The following is a 17,798-nucleotide window of genomic DNA, read 5'->3' on the forward strand; positions in this document are numbered from 1 at the left end:
CAACATATCTGGCGTTGACTTTTGGCACGCTGTTGAGTTCTCAAGGAACGGACACTTCCTTCGGACCGCCTTCCAGCGGGCCCTCCGGGCGCTTCATTCTTTCGTGTCTCCAGCTTACCAGACGTTTTCCGCCCCGTTTACCGGAGCTTTTCGCGTCTGAAATCTGGTGTTAACCGCCAAGTCGCGGCGACTCGGCCAACCATAGCGGGTCGTCCGCCGGAGCGCGAATCGAGGCGCGGCCGGTGTCACCCGGTAGGCGGCATGATTTGTTGCTCTCGCGAGCATATACAGCAGTGGTCCCGATTCGCCAAGATGCCTGTAGAGTGCGGCACATCGACCAAGAGGACTAGACCACTAGCGGTCGGTGAGCCGCCGGCCGTCGAGCCGGGCAGGGCGTGGGGCTTCGCCCTGGAATGTCAGCAGATGTCCAAAGTTGACATGATTTAGGCTTCGCTCGATGTCCTGCCGCTGCTCGCGGCCACTCGTCTTGTACTGCGCACCTGGGAGGCACAACCATGACCACTGTGACGTCGCCGCTGACCGGCAAGGTCGTCGGGCTCGCCGGCGTGCCCGACCCGGTGTTCTCCGGCGCGATGGTCGGCCCCGGCACCGCGATCGACCCCGTGCGTCGGCCGACCGAGGCGGTCGCTCCGGTGGACGGCGTCGTCGTCTCCATGCACCCGCACGCGTTCGTCGTGGTGGATGCCGAGGGCCACGGTGTCCTGACCCACCTGGGGATCGACACCGTGCAGCTGAACGGCGAGGGCTTCGAACTGCTCGTCAACAAGGGCGACACGGTGACCCGCGGCCAGGCCGTCATCAAGTGGGACCCGTCCGCCGTCGAGGCCGCGGGCAAGTCGCCGATCTCGCCGATCGTGGCGCTGGAGGCGAACGCCGACTCGCTTGGTGATCTGCGGGAGGACGGCGAGGCCGTCTCCGGCGATCCCCTGTTCAACTGGAGCTGACCTCTTTCTTTCCACACGCCCGCCCCGCAGGAGTTGTCGGGGCGGCCCGGCACACAGCGGTTCCCGGCGGGGCCGCTCCTCTCAGCGGAGACAGGTGACATGGAGAAGACGCTGCGCGGCGTAGGTGTCAGCCACGGGGTCGCAATCGGCCAGGTGCGGCACATGGGGACGGCGGTGCTGGAGCCCCCGGCCACCCAGATCCCGACCGAGGACGCTCCGCGTGAGCAGGCCCGCGCCCAGGCGGCGGTCGAGGCGGTCGCCGCCGACCTGATCGCCCGCGGCAACCTGGCCGGCGGCGAGGCGCAGGCCGTCCTGGAGGCCCAGGCGCTGATGGCGCAGGACCCGGAGCTGATGGCCGACGTGTCCCGCCGGATCACCGTCGGCAGCAGCGCCGAGCGCGGCGTGTACGACGCCTTCGCCGCCTACCGCGCGCTGCTCGCCTCCGCCGGCGACTACCTGGCCGGGCGGGTCGCCGACCTGGACGACGTCCGCAACCGCATCGTGGCCCGGCTGCTGGGCGTGCCGATGCCGGGCGTGCCGGACAGCGACGAGCCGTACGTGCTGTTCGCGCGGGACCTGGCGCCGGCCGACACCGCGCTGCTCGACCCGACGCTGGTGCTCGGCTTCGTGACCGAGGAGGGCGGGCCGACCAGCCACAGCGCCATCCTGGCCCGGGCGATGGGCGTGCCGGCCGTGGTCGCGCTGCCCGCAGCGACGGACGTCGCCGAGGGCACCGTCGTCGCGGTGGACGGCAGCTCCGGTGACGTGCTGGTGAACCCGTCGCAGGAGAAGCAGGACGAACTGCGGGCGGTCGCCGCCGAGCGCAAGGCCGCGCTGGCCACGTCCTCCGGCCCGGGGCAGACCTCGGACGGGCACCGCGTGCCGCTGCTGGCCAACGTGGGCGGTCCGGCGGACGTGCCGGCCGCGCTGGAGAACGGCGCCGAGGGCGTCGGCCTGTTCCGGACCGAGTTCCTGTTCCTGGACGACTCGGCGAAGGCTCCCAGCGAGGAGAAGCAGGTCGAGGCGTACCGCAAGGTGCTGGAGGCGTTCCCGGAGGGCCGGGTCGTGGTCCGGGCCCTCGACGCGGGCGCGGACAAGCCGCTGGACTTCCTGACCCCGGCCGACGAGCCGAACCCGGCGCTGGGCGTGCGCGGTCTGCGCACCCTGCTGGAGCACCCCGAGGTCCTGCAGACGCAGCTGCGGGCGCTGGCCAAGGCGGCCGAGGGCCTGCCGGTGCACCTTGAGGTGATGGCCCCGATGGTGGCCGACCGCAAGGACGCCAAGGACTTCGCCCAGGCGTGTCGCGAGGCCGGGCTGGAGACCAAGTTCGGCGCGATGGTGGAGATCCCGTCGGCCGCGCTGCGGGCGCGGGCGATCCTGCAGGAGGTCGAGTTCCTGTCGCTGGGGACCAACGACCTCGCGCAGTACACCTTCGCCGCCGACCGTCAGGTGGGCGCGCTGGCCCGCCTTCAGGACCCGTGGCAGCCGGCGCTGCTGGACCTGATCGCCGCGGCCGCCGAGGCGGCGCACGCGACCGGCAAGAGCTGTGGCGTCTGCGGCGAGGCGGCCGCCGACCCGCTGCTGGCCGTGGTGCTGACCGGTCTGGGCGTCACCAGCCTCTCCATGGGCTCGGCCTCGATCCCCTACGTGCGCGCGACGCTGGCCAAGTACACGCTGGCGCAGTGCCGCCGGGCCGCCGAGGCGGCCCGGGCGACGGACAGCGCCGAGGAGGCGCGGGCCGCGGCGCAGCAGGTGCTGTCGGGCGAGTAGCCGTCGCCGCCGGAAGAGGGGCGCTCCCACCGTCGAGGTGGGGGCGCCCCTTCGGCGTTCCGGGCTGGCGTCAGGCCTGCCGGTCGCGGCGGAGCTGCTCGAAGAAGCGCAGGTGGTCGATGTCGTCGACGGAGCCCGGGTTGACGGCCTGCTCCAGCGGGGTGCCGGAGAGGATGCGCTTGACCGGGACCTCGATGCGCTTGCCGGTGAGGGTGTGCGGGAGGCCGCGCACGGCGACGACCTCGTCGGGGACGTGGCGCGGGGAGAGCTCGCTGCGCAGCGAGGTGCGGATGCGGCCGACGAGCTCCTCGTCGAGTTCGGCGCCGGGGACGAGGACGACGAACAGGGGCATCCAGTACCCGCCGTCGGGCTCCTCCAGGCCGATGACCAGGGACTCGGCGATCTCGGGGAGGCGTTCGACCACCTCGTAGATGTCCGAGGAGCCCATCCGGACGCCCTGGCGGTTGAGCGTGGAGTCGGAGCGGCCGTGGATGACGACGGTGCCGCGGGAGGTGACGGTGATCCAGTCGCCGTGGCGCCAGACGCCGGGGTACATGTCGAAGTAGCTGTCGTGGTACCGGGTGCCCTCGGGGTCGTTCCAGAACCCGGTGGGCATGGACGGGATGGGCTTGGTGACGACGAGTTCGCCGACGGCGTCGGTGAGCGGGCGGCCCTGGACGTCCCAGGACTCGACGGCGGCGCCGAGGCAGGGGGCCTGGATCTCGCCGAGGTGGACGGGCAGGGTGGGGACACCGCCGACGAAGCAGGAGCAGACGTCGGTGCCGCCGCTGACGGAGGCGAGCCAGACGTCCTCCTTGACCTCGTCGTAGATCCAGCGGAAGCCGTCGGGCGGGAGCGGGGAGCCGGTGGTGCCGATGCAGCGGACGGCGGAGAGGTCGAGGTCGCGCCCGGGGTGGAGGTCGGCCTTGCGGCTGGCGATCACATAGGCGGCGGAGGTACCGAGCACGGTGGCGCGGGTGCGGGCGGCGACCGACCAGAGGGCGCCGGTGTCGGGGTGGCCGGGGCTGCCGTCGTAGGTCACGATCGTGGCCCCGACCAGGAGGCCGGCCAGCAGGAAGTTCCACATCATCCAGCCGGTGGAGGTGTACCAGAGGAAGCGGTCCCGGGGGCCGAGGTCGAGGTGGAGGCCGGCCTGCTTGAGGTGTTCGAGCAGGATGCCGCCCTGGCTCTGGACGATGGCCTTGGGCAGGCCGGTGGTGCCGGAGGAGTAGAGCACCCAGAGCGGGTGGTCGAAGGGGACGGCCTCGTAGACGGGTTCGACGTCGTCGGCGACCAGGTCGTCCCAGTGCAGGGCGCCCTCGGGGGCGGGGGCGCCGAGCAGCGGGACGTGCACGACGGTGCGCAGGGTGGGGAGTTCGCGGCGCAGTTCGGCGACGACCTCGGTGCGGTCGTGGTCCTTGCCGCCGTAGTGGTAGCCGTCGACGGCGAAGAGGACGGCGGGTTCGATCTGCTGGAGGCGGTCCAGGACGCTGCGGGCGCCGAAGTCGGGGGCGCAGCTGGTCCAGATCGCGCCGACGGCGGCGGTGGCGAGGAGGGCGACGGCGGCCTGCGGGATGTTGGGCAGGTAGGCGCTGACGCGGTCGCCGGGGCCGATGCCCCGGGCGCGCAGGGCGGCGGCCAACGAGCCGACCTGGCGGCGCAGTTCGGACCAGGTGAGGACGGCCGGCTGCTCGGTGGTCTCGTCGAGGTGCAGGATGGCCGGGCGGTCGGCGTTGGTCGGGTCGTCGGCGGCGCGCAGGGCGTGTTCGGCGTAGTTGAGGCGGGCGCCGGGGAACCAGCGGGCGCCGGGCATGGCGGGGTCGGCGAGGACGGCCTCGGGGGCCTGGGTGAAGCGGACGTCGAACCACTGGGTGATCGCGGTCCAGAAGCGGTCGAGGTCGGCGGTGGACCAGGCGTGCAGGTCGGCGTAGCGCTGGGCGGCCTGCTGGTCGTCGTCGGCCGGGGCGAGCGGGGCGGCCGGGGCGCCGTGGTGTTCGGCGGCCCAGGCCTGGAAGGCCACCAGGCTGGTGGCTGCGGCGCGAGCGGGGTTGGGGCGCCAGAGCGGCTGATCCTGGGGTGGGGTGCTCACGGTGGTGGTCTCCCGGCCGGTGGTGGGGACGGGAATGCTTGTGGCAGGCCCGTCCGGTTGGGCTGTCGGTGCAGACCATGCCATGTGAGCGGCCGCTGCGCCAGGGTCCGCCCGGTGGGTGCCGGGCTGGTCAGCGACCGGTGAACTCCCCGCTGAACCAGGACCGGAAGACCCGGGTGTGGAAGGCGAAGGCGAGCTGGGTGTCGGGGGTGGTGAGTTGCCAGCCCTCGGTCTCGTCGGTGGGGCGCGAGGGCGGGAGTTCGGCGAGCGGGCGGGCCGGGAGCAGGCCGAACAGACAGAGGAAACCGCCGTGGGTGTCGGAGGCGGTGGAGACCAGGGTGATGTCGGTGGCGGCGGCCAGGATGCCGGTCTCCTCGCGCAGTTCGCGGACGCAGGCCTGCTGCCAGCTCTCGCCGTAATCCACGTAACCGCCGGGGAGGGCGAGTTCACCGTAGCCGGGCTCGATGGTGCGGCGGATGACGACGAGGGTGGGGTCGGCGTCGGGGCGGGTGACCGGGAGGAGGGTGACCACCACGGGCAGCGGGTTGCGGTAGCTGATCTCGGCGCAGCCGGGGCAGGTGCGGGGCCAGCCGTCGGTGCCGGGCGGGAAGGGCGTGCCGCAGAAGTGGCAGTGGGAGAAGGGTCGGCTGACCGTGCGTGTCATGTCGTCAGTGGTCATGGCCGGATGGTAGCCCGGCCCCGCGGCGGGCCGTCAGTGGATCTCGTCCCCGCGGATCTCGCCGGCGCGAGCCTCGCCTTCGCGGATCTCGCCCTCCCGGGTGGGGCGGAGCAGGGCGGGGTGCAGGAGGCTGGCGTCGCCGGCGTGGTAGGTGCGGGCCCGGGGGCCGCCGCGGGCGCCGCCGCGGGCGGTGGTGGCACCGGTGCTCTCGACGAAGCCGGGGACGGAGAGGACCTTGCGGTGGAAGTTGCCGGGGTGGAGCTTCTCGTCCCAGACGGCCTCGTAGACGGCGCGCAGGTCGGGGATGGTGAAGTCGTGGGGCAGGAAGGCGGTGGCGAGCGGGCTGTACTCGAGTTTGGCCCGGACGCGGTCGAGGCCGTCGGCGAGTATGCGCGCGTGGTCGAAGGCCAGCGTGCGGGAGGACTGGCCGGTGGGCCCGCCGACACCACCCCCGTGGGTGTCGGCGGGCGCACCGGCGGCTCGGGGTCGACCGTGGGGCCGGTGGCCCAGGTCGAGGTCGGCGACGGGGTGCCAGGCGGCGGCCGCGGCGTCCGTGCCGGCCTGCGGGTCGGGCAGGTCCGGGGCGAAGGCGAGGTAGGCGACGGAGACGACGTGCATGCGCGGATCGCGATCCGGGGCGCCGTAGGTACCGAGCTGTTCGAGGTGGACGCGGCAGAGCGCGGCCTCGACCTCGGAGCCGCCGAGCAGACCGGTCTCCTCGGCGAGTTCGCGGGCGGCCGCCCCGTCCAGGCCCTCCTCCCCGGCGCGCAGGAAGCCGCCGGGCAGGGCCCAGCAGCCCTGGTAGGGCGGGGCTCCGCGCTCGACGAGCAGGACGTGCAGGCCGCCGTGGCGCAAGGTCAGGGCGACCACGTCGACGGTGACGGCGATCGGGGCGTAGGCGCGCGGGTCGTAGGCGGCGAGCCACTCCTGCTCGCTCGTGGGCGCGGCCGGGCGCGGGGTGGACGGCTCGTCTGCTGTCATCACCGGCTCCTCTCCGCGTTCGCCGCCGTACGGGGCGCTGTCGTTCTCTGGCTGAGCACAACGTAGCGACTGCGTTCCCCGGCGGCAAATGGTTTTCCGGTTCGGCGGGGACGCCCGGCTTCTAGGCTGTGACCAGGAACGACCCCGCCCGAGGAGGCCCCCATGCCCACTGCTCCCCCGCCGGACTTCGCCGCGGCGCTGGCGGCCGGTCCCCTGGTACTGGACGGCGGGATGTCGAACCAGCTGGCGGCGGCCGGGCACGACCTGTCGGACGAGCTGTGGTCGGCCCGGCTGCTGGCGGACGCGCCGGAGGCGGTGGTGGCGGCGCACCGGGCGTACTTCGCGGCCGGGGCGGAGGTCGCCATCACGGCGAGCTACCAGGCGAGTTTCGAGGGCTTCGCCCGGCGCGGGACGGGCCGGGCCGAAGCCGCGCGGCTACTCGCGCACAGTGTGGAGCTGGCCCGGGAGGCGGCGCGGGCCGAGCCGGGCGGGCGGCGGCGCTGGGTGGCGGCGTCGGTGGGCCCGTACGGGGCGGTGCTGGCGGACTGCTCGGAGTACCGGGGCCGGTACGGGCTGAGCACCGCGGAGCTGGTGGCCTTTCACCGGCCGCGGCTGGAGGTGCTGGCGGCGGCCGGGCCGGACGTGCTGGCGCTGGAGACGGTGCCGGACGTGGACGAGGCGCGGGCGCTGCTGGAGCTGGTGCGCGGACTGGGCGTGCCGGCCTGGCTGTCGTACAGCGTGGCGGGCGACCGGACCCGGGCGGGCCAGCCGCTCGCGGAGGCGTTCGCGCTGGCGGCCGGGGTGGACGAGGTGCTGGCGGTGGGCGTGAACTGCTGCACCCCGCAGGACGCGGACCGGGCGGTGGCACTGGCGGCCGAGGTGACCGGCAAGCCGGTGGTGGTGTACCCGAACAGTGGGGAGGAGTGGGACGCCGCCGGGCGGGGCTGGCGCGGCGAGCCGACGTTCCGCTCGGCCCGGGTGGGCGGCTGGCTGGCCGGCGGGGCGCGGCTGGTGGGCGGCTGCTGCCGGGTGGGGCCGGACGGGATCGCGGCGCTGGCGGCGGAGGTCGCGGTGCTTGACCGGTTGAGCGGCGTCGAGGGGTGAGCGGCGGGGCCGTCGAGCAGCGGGGCGGGCCGGACGGCCGGGCGGGCTGAACCGCACGGAGGGCGGACGGGTCGCGGGTCGGCGTCCGGCCCGGGGCCGGACGGGCCCTGGGTGAACGCGCGGTCGAGCGCGGGTTACCGAGGGGGAAGGTGCACGGACCGGCGGCGGCCTGGCAGACTCGTCCCGTTACCACTGCGGTCGACAATGTCGACCGCCTGTCAGCGCGGAGGTACCAATGCCCGGCCCGATCCAGTCGCTGTCCCGGGCCGCCGCCATCTTGCGCCTGCTGGCCGGCGGCGAGCGCCGTCTGGGCCTGTCCGAGGTCGCGACGGCGCTGGACCTCGCCAAGGGCACCGCGCACGGCATCCTGCGCACGCTGCAGCAGGAGGGGTTCGTCGAGCAGGACCCGGAGAGCGGCAAGTACCAGCTGGGCGCCGAGCTGCTGCGGCTGGGGCAGAGCTACCTGGACGTGCACGAGCTGCGGGCGCGGGCGCTGGTCTGGGCGGACGACCTGGCCCGGGCGGCCGGCGAGACCGTCTACCTGGGGGTGCTGCACCAGCAGGGCGTGCTGATCGTGCACCACGTGTTCCGGCCGGACGACACCCGGCAGGTGCTGGAGGTCGGCTCGATGCAGCCGCTGCACAGCACCGCGCTGGGCAAGGTGCTGGTGGCCTACGACCCGGTCGCGCGCGGGGAGCTGGGCGACGGGCCGTACGAGTCGTACACGCTGCGGACGCTGACCGAGGCGGGCGACGTGGACGCCGAGTGCGCGCTGATCCGCGAGCGCGGCTGGACGGACTCGGTCGAGGAGACCTGGGAGGGCGTGGCCTCGATCGGCGCGCTGATCCAGGACCGGCGGCGCAACCCGGTGGGTGCGGTGTGCATCAGCGGCCCGGTGGAGCGGGTCTGCGAGGACGGCTTCGTGAAGCCGTCCCTGGTGGCCTCGGTGCGCAGCGCGGCGCGGGCGATCTCGCGCGACCTGGGCGCCGGCAGGTTCTGACGCCGTAACGGCGACACTTCGTCACGCTGAGGCGCGGACGGGCGGTGGCCTGTCCGCGCCTTGGCGTTTTGCCCTGTTTTGGCGCACTCCGCTGGGTAACTTCGAGGGAAGGGTCACAGCTCCGTAACCCCGCCTTGACGTGGGGGCAACCGGGGGAGGAAGCTTCCGCATGACGGTCGACATTGTCGAACGATGGCCGGGAAGATCACTCCCCCGATGCGCTCACCCCGCACAACGATCGGCCGGCCGCCTGCCCCCACCCGCAACCTCCGGGCCTCATGGACAAGGGAGTCTTTGTGTCCGCGTTCTCCAACGGCGACGTCTTCGTCGGCGAAACCCTCGGCACCGCCGCTCTGATACTTCTCGGTGGCGGCGTCTGTGCCGCCGTGACCCTCAAGAAGTCGAAGGCCGTCAACGCCGGCTGGCTGGCGATCACCTTCGGCTGGGGCTTCGCCGTCCTGATCGCCGCCTACATGTCGGCCCCGAAGTCCGGTGCCCACCTCAACCCGGCCGTCACCATCGCGCTCGCCATCAAGAGCGGCGACTGGAGCCAGGTGCCGCTCTACCTCGGCTCCCAGATGCTCGGCGCGATCATCGGTGCCGTGCTGGTCTGGGCCGCCTACCTCGGCCAGTTCCAGGCCAACCAGGAGCCCACCCTCGGCATCTTCTCGACCGGGCCCGAGATCCGGAACCCGGTCCAGAACGTCCTCACCGAGGTCATCGGGACCTTCGTGCTCTGCTTCGCGATCCTCACCATCGGCACGAACAGCGGGCTCTCGCAGTCCGGCACCAGCACCCTGATGGTCGCCTTCACGGTGGTCGGCATCGGCCTCTCGCTGGGCGGTCCGACCGGCTACGCGATCAACCCGGCCCGCGACCTCGGCCCGCGCATCGCGCACGCCCTGCTGCCCATCCCCAACAAGGGCAGCTCCGACTGGTCGTACGCCTGGGTGCCGGTCGTCGGCCCGCTGATCGGCGGCGCGCTGGCCGGCGGTCTGTACAACGCCATGTTCTAAGGGCCGGGTTCGAACCCGCCGAGCACGGGGGCTGACCACTGCGTCAGGCCCACCCACCCCGTAACCCCCGAATCCTGAGCCGAGGACCTCCCCATGACCTCCACTGGCAACTACATCGCCGCGATCGACCAGGGCACCACCTCCAGCCGTTGCATCATCTTCGGCGCCGACGGCCGGATCGTCGCCGTCGACCAGCAGGAGCACCGGCAGATCTTCCCCCAGCCCGGCTACGTCGAGCACGACGCCGCCGAGATCTGGACCCGGGTGCAGTCGGTCGTCCGCGGCGCGCTGGACAAGGCCGGTCTGACCAAGGACGACATCCGCGCGATCGGCATCACCAACCAGCGCGAGACCACCGTCCTGTGGGACAAGAACACCGGTGAGCCGGTGCACAACGCGCTAGTGTGGCAGGACACCCGCACCGAGGCGCTCTGCCGCGAGCTCGGCCGCAACGTCGGCCAGGACCGCTTCCGCCGCGAGACCGGCCTCCCGCTCGCCAGCTACTTCGCCGGCCCGAAGATCCGCTGGCTGCTGGACAACGTCGAGGGCCTGCGCGAGCGCGCCGAGGCCGGCGACATCCTGTTCGGCACCATGGACACCTGGGTGATCTGGAACCTCACCGGCGGCGTCAACGGCGGCAAGCACGTCACCGACGTCACCAACGCCAGCCGCACCATGCTGATGAACCTCAAGACCCTGGCCTGGGACGAGGACATCGCCGAGTCGATGGGCGTGCCGATGGCCGTCCTGCCGGAGATCCGCTCCTCCGCCGAGGTCTACGGCGAGGCCGTCGGCGACCTGGCCGGCGTCCCGGTCGCCTCCGCGCTTGGCGACCAGCAGGCCGCGCTGTTCGGCCAGACCTGCTTCGACGAGGGCGAGGCCAAGTCCACCTACGGCACCGGCACCTTCCTGCTGCTCAACACCGGCGAGAAGATCGTCAACTCGTACCACGGCCTGCTGACCACCGTCGGCTACCGGATCGGCGACCAGGCCCCGGTGTACGCCCTGGAAGGCTCGATCGCCGTCACCGGCTCGCTCGTCCAGTGGCTGCGCGACCAGCTCGGCATCATCTCGACCGCCGCGGAGATCGAGACCCTCGCCAACACCGTCGAGGACAACGGCGGCGCCTACTTCGTCCCGGCCTTCTCCGGCCTGTTCGCCCCGTACTGGCGCTCCGACGCCCGCGGCGTGATCGCCGGCCTGACCCGGTACGTCACCAAGGGCCACCTGGCCCGGGCCGTCCTGGAGGCCACCGCCTGGCAGACCCGCGAGGTCGTCGACGCCATGCAGAAGGACTCCGGCGTCGAGCTCACCGCCCTCAAGGTCGACGGCGGCATGACCAGCAACAACCTGCTCATGCAGAACATCGCCGACGTCCTGGACGTCCCGGTCGAGCGCCCCTACGTGGCCGAGACCACCGCCCTCGGCGCCGCCTACGCGGCGGGTCTCGCCGTCGGCTTCTGGAACGACCTCGACACCCTGCGGGCCAACTGGCACCGCGCCGCCGAGTGGACCCCGCGCATGGACGAGGCCACCCGGGAGCGCGAGTACAAGAAGTGGCTCAAGGCCGTGGAGCGCACCATGGACTGGGTGGAGGAAGAAGAGACCGACTGACCGACACGCCGGTCGGGGCCCCGAGCCCCGACCGGCCGGTTCCGTTTCACCGGCCCGCCGCACCGGGCCGACCGGCCTCTCCCGTAGGGGCCGCACCGCACACGAGAGGAGTAACGGCGCAGCCTGACCCGCGCGCCGTACACAACCACCATGGCAACCATCCCGACCCTGGGCGCCGAGCGCACCGCCGGCCGCACCGCCTCCCGCGCCGAGACCCGTGAGCTGCTCGGCAAGGCCACCTACGACCTGCTGGTGATCGGGGGCGGCATCCTCGGCACGGCCGTCGCCTGGACCGCCTCCCAGGCCGGACTCAAGGTCGCCATGGTCGACGGCGGCGACTTCGCCGGCGCCACCTCCAGTGCCTCCTCCAAGCTCGTCCACGGCGGTCTGCGCTACCTGCAGACCGGCGCGGTCAAGCTCGTCGCGGAGAACCACAAGGAGCGCCGCGCGCTCGCCACCGACGTCGCGCCGCACCTGGTCAACCCGCTGACCTTCTTCGTCCCGGTCTACAAGGGCGGCCCGCACAGCGCGCCCAAGCTCGGCGCCGGCGTCTTCCTCTACTCCGCGCTGTCCGCGTTCCGCGACGGCATGGGCCGGGTCTCCACCGCCGCCCACGCCGCCCAGCAGGTGCCCGCGCTGCGCACCGAGGGCCTGCGCTCGGTGGCCGTCTACGGCGACCACCAGATGAACGACTCGCGCGTGGCCGTGATGACCGTGCGCGCCGCCGTGGACGCCGGCGCCGTGGTGCTCAACCACGCCGAGGTCACCGGCCTGCGCTTCACCGGCGGCCGGGTCACCGGCGCCGAGGTGCGCGACCGCCTGGACGGCACCGAGTTCGGCGTCGACGCCCGCCTGGTGCTCAACGCCACCGGCCCGTGGGTGGACCACCTGCGCCGGATGGAGGACGCCGGCGCCGCGCCGTCGATCCGCCTCTCCAAGGGTGCCCACGTCGTCGTCAAGCGCCGCTCGCCGTGGCGCGCCGCGCTGACCATCCCGATCGACAAGTACCGCGTCTCCTTCGCCATCCCGTGGGAGGACCACGTCCTGCTCGGCACCACCGACGAGGAGTACACCGGCGACCCGAAGGACGTCCGGGCCACCGAGGCGGACATCGACCAGATCATGGGCGAGGCCGCGCACGCCATCCGCGACGAGCACCTCGACCGCGACCTGATCACCTACTCCTTCGCCGGCCTGCGGGTGCTGCCCGGCGGCCCGGGCGACACCGCCGCCGCCAAGCGCGAGACGGTCGTCACCGAGGGCAAGGGCGGCATGCTGTCGGTCGCCGGCGGCAAGTGGACCACCTACCGCCACATCGGCCGCACCGTGCTGGAGAAGCTGGCGCACGTGCCCGGCACCAGCCTCGGCGAGGACATGTCCCCGATCGCCGCGACCGTGCCGCTGCCGGGCGTCGGCGCGCCGAACGCCGTCGCGCACCGGCTGCTGATCGACCGCGACCCGGGCTCGCGGATGGAGCCGCTGGTGGCCAAGCACCTGGCCAGCCACTACGGCACGCTCTCCTTCGAGATCGCCCGCATGATCGACGAGAACCCGGAGCTCGGCCGGCCGATCCACGAGGACGGCCCGGACGTCTGGGCCCAGGTCGCCTACGCGGCCGACAGCGAGTGGGCGTACACGGCGGACGACGTGCTGCGCCGCCGCACCACGATGACGGTGCGCGGGCTGGACACCCCGGAGATCCGGGACGAGGTCGAGGCCTTCCTCGCGAAGCGCGGGACCAAGTAGGCACAGTCCTGGTCACAAGGGCGGGCACTCCCGGAAACGGGGGGTGCCCGCCCTTTTCGCACTCGTTCGCGTACCGTGCGTCACGATCGGATCAATTTCTTCAGGAAATCTTCAGATATTGGGGGCTTTTGACCCGCTTTCACCATGATCACCTTCTCGGCGATCCTTCCTATGCTCCGGACAGCACTGTTCACCAACAGTGGGTCAAGGAGCAGCAATGCACGTCTCAAGACGGACCCTGAGCGGTCCGCTGGCACTCACGCTGGCGTTGTCGCTGGCGGGCGGGGCCCAGGTCGCGTTCGCGGCCAAGCCGCAGGCCAAACCCACCCCCGGCAAGCCGCCGACGGCGGCCGCCACCGACCCGACCGGCAGCATCGGCGCCGCCAGGGTCGCCGCCCGGACCACCGGCAAGCGGGTCGAGGCGGTCTCCGAACGCAGCGAGATCTCCACCACCTGGGTCAACCCGGACGGCACCCTCACCACCGAGCTGTCCGCCGGCCCGGTGCGCTTCCTGCGCAACGGCGCCTGGACCGACGTCGACCTCACCCTCAAGGCCTCCGCCGACGGCTCGGTGGCCCCGGCCGCGCACCCGAACGCGATGAAGCTGGCCGGCGCCGGCGGCAAGCGCGCCCGTACGCTCCAGGAGTCGCAGGCCGGCGCGGAGCCGGCCCGCACGCTCGTCTCGCTCGGGTCCGGCGACGACGAGCTGGCCCTGCAGTGGAAGGGCGGCCTGCCCCGGCCCGAGCTGGACGGCCCGCGGGCCACCTACCGGGACGCGATCGGCGATGGGGCCGGGGACCTCGTGGTCGAGGCCACCCGGACCGGCTTCGAGCAGTTCGTCACGCTCAAGCAGCGCCCGGCCGCCACCGGCTACTCGTACACCATGCCGTTGCAGGCCAAGGGCCTGAAGGCGGTCCCCCAGCCCGACGGCAGCGTGCTGTTCACCGACCGGAGGAACGGTCGCAAGCGCGCCGTGCTGCCCGCCCCGGTCGCCTGGGACGCCACCACGGCCCCCGGCTCCAGCGAGCACCCCCGGCAGGCGAAGGTCGGCCTCCAGGTCGTCCAGCGTGGCGACGACGTCGACCTGGTCTTCACCCCCGACGCCGCCTTCCTGGCCGACCCGGCCACCGTGTACCCGGTGACCGTGGACCCGGCCACCGCCGGTCTCGGCAACTCCTTCGACACCCGCGTCCAGCAGGGCGAGACCGTCGACTGGTCGGCCGACACCGAGATCTACTGGGGCAACTCGGGCACCAAGAACGCCGACGGCTCGGCCCGCCCGGCCCGTTCCTTCATCAACTGGAACACCTCCGCGATCGCCGACGCGCTGGTCTCCAGCGCCACCCTGTCGCTGTACAACTTCCACTCCGGCAACAGCGACTGCCTCAACTACGCGTGGGACGTCTACGACACCGGCCTGGCCTCCACCTCCTCGCGCTGGACCAACCAGCCCGCCTGGGGCACCAAGCGGGCGACGTCCACCGAGACCAAGGGCCGGGCGGCCTGCGGCGGCGCCGGCTGGATCAACGCCGACGTCACCGCCCTCGTCCAGACCTGGGCCTCGGCGAAGAACCAGGTCTCCGGCATGGGCCTGCGCGCGCCCGACGAGACCAACACCAAGTTCTGGAAGGAGGTGAACTCCGCCAACGCGGCCGGCAACAACCCGAAGCTGACGGTCAACTACAACTACCGGCCGCGCACCGGCACCAACCAGCAGGCCGGCCCGCCGTTCCTGCAGGACGGCACCGGCACCTGGCGCGTGGACACCACCACCCCGGTGCTCCGGGACACCTTCGTCGACCCCGACGGGGACAAGGTGACCGGCACCTTCCAGCTGGTGGACGCCATCTCCGGTGCGCAGGTCGGCAACGTCAACGTCTCCGGCTACGTGGCCAGTGGCACGCCCGCATCCGTGACCGTGCCGCCCGGCCTGCTCCAGTACGGCCACACCTACCGGTTCCGCACCTCACCGTACGACGGACTGCACTACAACCTCGGCTGGTCCGCCTGGGCCACGTTCAGCGTCGCCCCGCTGCCGGACGTGCCCACCGCGCTGCAGAGCGGCGCGCAGCAGACCCTCACCCCGGTGCTCTCCGCCCTGGTGACCAACCCCAACCAGGGCCGGGTGCGCACCGAGTTCACGCTCAAGGGCGCCAACGGACAGCCGCTGCCGACGGTGCTGGCGCCCGCCTGGGCGGAGAGCGGCACCCGCGCCGCCGTCCAGGTGCCCGACGGCGCGCTGACCGACGGCGGCAGCTACACCTGGGCCGCCCGCGCCTGCGCCGCCGTCGGCTGCTCCGCGTGGAGCGCCGACCAGCCGCTGACCGTCCAGGCGGCCAAGCCGCCCGTGCCGCCGACGCCGACCACCGTGGTGCTCACCGGCCCCACGCTCGCCGGTGCCTCCGCGGCCACCGCCGGCGGCGGCTGCGCCACCGGGTCCTGCCCGGCGGCGGACCCGGCCGAGCTCCGGGTCGGCACGGTCGCGGACGGCAGCACCTGGGCCGGCTGGCTCGGGCCCGACCTGACGGCCGTTCCGGCCGGCTCCCGGGTGGTCGGCGCCAAGCTCGCGCTGACCCGCTCGGACTGCCCGGACGGCTGTGGTGAGGCCGCCGTGGACATCTTCCAGCTCGGCTCGGCCTGGGCCCCCGGCCAGGGCGGAGCCGCACTGACCGCCGCCACCGGAACGGAGAGCTTCGCCTCCGCCGCCAAGCCGTCCGAGACCGACCTGGCCACCATGGTCGGCTCCTGGATCGAGAAGGGCGAGGCCTACGGGCTGGCCCTGCGCCCGCCGGCCGACTGGGCCGGCGTCGCCCGGTACCACTCCGCCACCGCGGCGGACCCGGCCCAGCGGCCCCGGCTGACCCTCGACTACCTGGCGCCGACCGCGCCGGGCCCGGCCGAGCTGGTCACCGCGACCGGCGCGGACGCCGGACTGGTCGTCACCTGGAACGCCCCCGCCGACCGGGGCGCGGTCGGCGACGTCGGCTACACCGTCCGGGTCGAGACCTCCGACGGCACCCTCGCCAAGGAGTTCACCACCGCCGACACCCGCGCCGTGGTCACCGGGCTGGACAACACCCGCTCGTACCGTGCGCTGGTCACCGCCCGGAACAGCTACGGCGCCGCGGCCCCGGTCGCCTCCGCCGTGGTCCAGGGCACGCCGACGGCCGGTGGCCCGGACCAGTACCGCGGCTTCGTGCAGGAGTACCTGGACGCCCGGAACAAGATCAAGATGAGGACCGGGTTCACCGCGCCCGACGCCGCGGCCGAGGCCGCGCACGGCACCGTCTTCGTCGATCTGCTGGCCACCCAGGAGGCCTCGCTGGTCGCCAACCGCGAGGCACTGGCGACCCAGAACCAGGTGTACGCCGCGGCGGCGGTCTCGCTGACCGACGTGGTGGTGGACCAGAAGACCGTCGGCAAGGTCGTCGTCCGGGCCACCGTCAAGGACTCGGTGATGATCCGCACCAACGGTGTGGACTCCCCGACCGAGAGCGCGGGCCCGCGGCGGTTCGAGTTCACCGTCGGCTCCGCGGCGGTGCTCACCGCCGAGGCCGACGACGGCGCCGCCGAGCAGAAGCTGTCCTCCTCGGCCGCCGCGCAGGCCCAGGTCGAGGTCGCCGACGCCTCGCAGCCCGACACCGCCGGCAGCTCCGGAGCCGTTCCGCTCGGCCCCGACGGCTTCCCGCTCGCCTCGGCCCCGCAGGGCGGCGCCGTCCAGGCCGGGTACAACTACAACGGCACCGCCGACTGGGCCCGCCGCAACGTCGGGATCTCGTGGGACTACGGCCAGGACTGCACCAACTTCGTCTCCAAGGCCCTGTACTACGGTGGCGGCATGCGCGTCCGCTACGGGTTCAAGACCTTCGACAGCGCCTGGTGGACGAACGACTACTGGCTCTTCGGCTGGCACAAGAACCGCAGCTACACCTGGGCAGGTGCCGCCAACCTGCGCCGGCATCTGCTGTACTACCGCAACACGGTGTACCTGACGAGCACTGCCTACGCCCGGCCCGGCGACATCGTCTTCTTCAAGTGGCGCAACGAGTCGGTGGTCAACCACGCGGCCGTAGTGGTCAGTTGGGGCAGCACGATGGAGCTGCGCCAGCACGGCCGGTCGAACGTCACCACGCTGAACGAGGTCCTGGCGTACTACCGGCAGAAGGGCGACCCGATCGAGTGGATCACCGTCGTCCGACCGCTCGGGACCAACTGATGGTGCCCGGACGCCCGGTCGCGGCGGCGCTGGCGGCCGCCCTGTCGGCCATCCTGCTGGCCGGGTGCTCCAGCGGGCCCTCGGACGCCGAGCTGGCGTACGTCGGCGACTACGCCGGCCACCCGCACCTGCGGGTGACGGGCTATCCGGTCACGGGCACGCTGGGTCTGGTCCAGCAGGCCGTCTGGCGGCTCGCCGACGGCTCCGCGGACCGGCTGGAGAAGCTGGCCGCCTCGGAGGGCTCGGCCGCCGAGCGCCGGGACACCGCGGCCGCCTGGGTGCGGGACTACCAGCAGGGCGCCAAGGGGTCGGTCACGGCCGACTTCGGGGACGACCCGGCCAACCGGCAGACCGTGGTGCTGAGCTTCCACGGGACCGGTCAGGTGAAGGAGCTCCAGCTGCGCCTGGACGGCCGGGACGGCGGCGACGGCTGGCGGATCCTGATGCGGTAGACGCCCTGCGACGGGCGGGCGTTCGGGTCTCCGGGCGCCCGGCGAACGCGCCGAGGGGCGGCACCCGTTGCGCTTGGGTTCTAGGAGTCGTTGCAACACCCCAGTTCAGGGGATGCATTGGACTTCGAGATCCGTAAGGACAGGACGCCTCAGGGCCCGCGGAAGC

At 72.9% G+C, this 17,798-nt stretch carries 12 protein-coding genes; 9 read left to right on the forward strand and 3 right to left on the reverse strand.

What is annotated here, in order from left to right; translation table 11 throughout:
• Positions 1 to 515 precede the first annotated feature (515 nt).
• Together P3T27_RS40340 and ptsP are read left to right on the forward strand one after the other, a co-directional pair.
• On the forward strand, positions 516 to 965 hold the full coding sequence (locus P3T27_RS40340; protein ID WP_280686358.1) for a PTS glucose transporter subunit IIA: 450 nt from the start codon (positions 516 to 518) through the stop codon (positions 963 to 965).
• 99 nt (positions 966 to 1,064) lie between these two features.
• On the forward strand, positions 1,065 to 2,735 hold the full coding sequence (gene ptsP / locus P3T27_RS40345; RefSeq protein WP_280686359.1) for a phosphoenolpyruvate--protein phosphotransferase: 1,671 nt from the start codon (positions 1,065 to 1,067) through the stop codon (positions 2,733 to 2,735).
• A 70-nt stretch (positions 2,736 to 2,805) separates the two neighbouring features.
• Here the strand turns inward: ptsP and P3T27_RS40350 are convergent, their stop codons facing one another.
• The 3 genes from P3T27_RS40350 to P3T27_RS40360 form a co-directional block, all read right to left on the reverse strand.
• Positions 2,806 to 4,824 (reverse strand): acetoacetate--CoA ligase, encoded by a 2,019-nt coding sequence (locus P3T27_RS40350; RefSeq protein ID WP_280686360.1) that lies wholly within the window; start codon positions 4,822 to 4,824, stop codon positions 2,806 to 2,808.
• Between the two features lie 130 nt (positions 4,825 to 4,954).
• On the reverse strand, positions 4,955 to 5,503 hold the full coding sequence (locus tag P3T27_RS40355) for an NUDIX domain-containing protein (protein WP_280686361.1): 549 nt from the start codon (positions 5,501 to 5,503) through the stop codon (positions 4,955 to 4,957).
• Positions 5,504 to 5,536: 33 nt separating this feature from the next.
• Complete coding sequence (locus P3T27_RS40360; protein WP_280686362.1) at positions 5,537 to 6,484, reverse strand: NUDIX domain-containing protein; 948 nt, start codon at positions 6,482 to 6,484, stop codon at positions 5,537 to 5,539.
• Between the two features lie 162 nt (positions 6,485 to 6,646).
• On the opposite strand from P3T27_RS40360, the gene mmuM reads away from it, so the two are divergent.
• The 7 genes from mmuM to P3T27_RS40400 all read left to right on the forward strand — a co-directional run bounded on the left by mmuM (position 6,647) and on the right by P3T27_RS40400 (position 17,632).
• Entirely contained in the window at positions 6,647 to 7,588 is a 942-nt protein-coding gene (mmuM, locus tag P3T27_RS40365; protein ID WP_280686363.1) for a homocysteine S-methyltransferase, read from the forward strand.
• A gap of 235 nt (positions 7,589 to 7,823) precedes the next feature.
• On the forward strand, positions 7,824 to 8,588 hold the full coding sequence (locus tag P3T27_RS40370; RefSeq protein WP_280686364.1) for an IclR family transcriptional regulator: 765 nt from the start codon (positions 7,824 to 7,826) through the stop codon (positions 8,586 to 8,588).
• A 296-nt stretch (positions 8,589 to 8,884) separates the two neighbouring features.
• On the forward strand, positions 8,885 to 9,604 hold the full coding sequence (locus tag P3T27_RS40375; protein ID WP_280686365.1) for an MIP/aquaporin family protein: 720 nt from the start codon (positions 8,885 to 8,887) through the stop codon (positions 9,602 to 9,604).
• A 93-nt stretch (positions 9,605 to 9,697) separates the two neighbouring features.
• Positions 9,698 to 11,218, forward strand: coding sequence for a glycerol kinase GlpK (gene glpK / locus P3T27_RS40380; protein WP_280686366.1), 1,521 nt, complete (start codon positions 9,698 to 9,700; stop codon positions 11,216 to 11,218).
• Between the two features lie 150 nt (positions 11,219 to 11,368).
• Positions 11,369 to 12,964: a glycerol-3-phosphate dehydrogenase/oxidase gene (locus P3T27_RS40385; protein WP_280686367.1), complete on the forward strand. Its 1,596-nt coding sequence runs from the start codon at positions 11,369 to 11,371 to the stop codon at positions 12,962 to 12,964.
• A gap of 217 nt (positions 12,965 to 13,181) precedes the next feature.
• Entirely contained in the window at positions 13,182 to 17,180 is a 3,999-nt protein-coding gene (locus tag P3T27_RS41145) for a DNRLRE domain-containing protein (protein WP_348534210.1), read from the forward strand.
• The gene (locus P3T27_RS40400; RefSeq protein ID WP_280686368.1) at positions 17,180 to 17,632 is read left to right on the forward strand and encodes a hypothetical protein; all 453 of its coding nucleotides are present in this window, start codon (positions 17,180 to 17,182) and stop codon (positions 17,630 to 17,632) included. Before P3T27_RS41145 ends, P3T27_RS40400 begins: the two co-directional genes overlap by 1 nt.
• Positions 17,633 to 17,798: the final 166 nt, after the last annotated feature.

This window comes from Kitasatospora sp. MAA19 (genome assembly GCF_029894125.1).
In the GTDB taxonomy this organism is placed as follows: Bacteria; Actinomycetota; Actinomycetes; order Streptomycetales; family Streptomycetaceae; genus Kitasatospora.

Excerpts from the sequence above, each read along its gene's own strand:
- P3T27_RS40340 (WP_280686358.1), top strand. The coding sequence starts at position 516 with ATGACCACTGTGACGTCGCCGCTGACCGGCAAGGTCGTCGGGCTCGCC.
- ptsP (WP_280686359.1), top strand. The coding sequence starts at position 1,065 with ATGGAGAAGACGCTGCGCGGCGTAGGTGTCAGCCACGGGGTCGCAATC.
- P3T27_RS40355 (WP_280686361.1), bottom strand. The coding sequence starts at position 5,503 with ATGACCACTGACGACATGACACGCACGGTCAGCCGACCCTTCTCCCAC.
- P3T27_RS40360 (WP_280686362.1), bottom strand. The coding sequence starts at position 6,484 with ATGACAGCAGACGAGCCGTCCACCCCGCGCCCGGCCGCGCCCACGAGC.
- mmuM (WP_280686363.1), top strand. The coding sequence starts at position 6,647 with ATGCCCACTGCTCCCCCGCCGGACTTCGCCGCGGCGCTGGCGGCCGGT.
- P3T27_RS40370 (WP_280686364.1), top strand. The coding sequence starts at position 7,824 with ATGCCCGGCCCGATCCAGTCGCTGTCCCGGGCCGCCGCCATCTTGCGC.
- glpK (WP_280686366.1), top strand. The coding sequence starts at position 9,698 with ATGACCTCCACTGGCAACTACATCGCCGCGATCGACCAGGGCACCACC.
- P3T27_RS40385 (WP_280686367.1), top strand. The coding sequence starts at position 11,369 with ATGGCAACCATCCCGACCCTGGGCGCCGAGCGCACCGCCGGCCGCACC.
- P3T27_RS41145 (WP_348534210.1), top strand. The coding sequence starts at position 13,182 with ATGCACGTCTCAAGACGGACCCTGAGCGGTCCGCTGGCACTCACGCTG.
- P3T27_RS40400 (WP_280686368.1), top strand. The coding sequence starts at position 17,180 with ATGGTGCCCGGACGCCCGGTCGCGGCGGCGCTGGCGGCCGCCCTGTCG.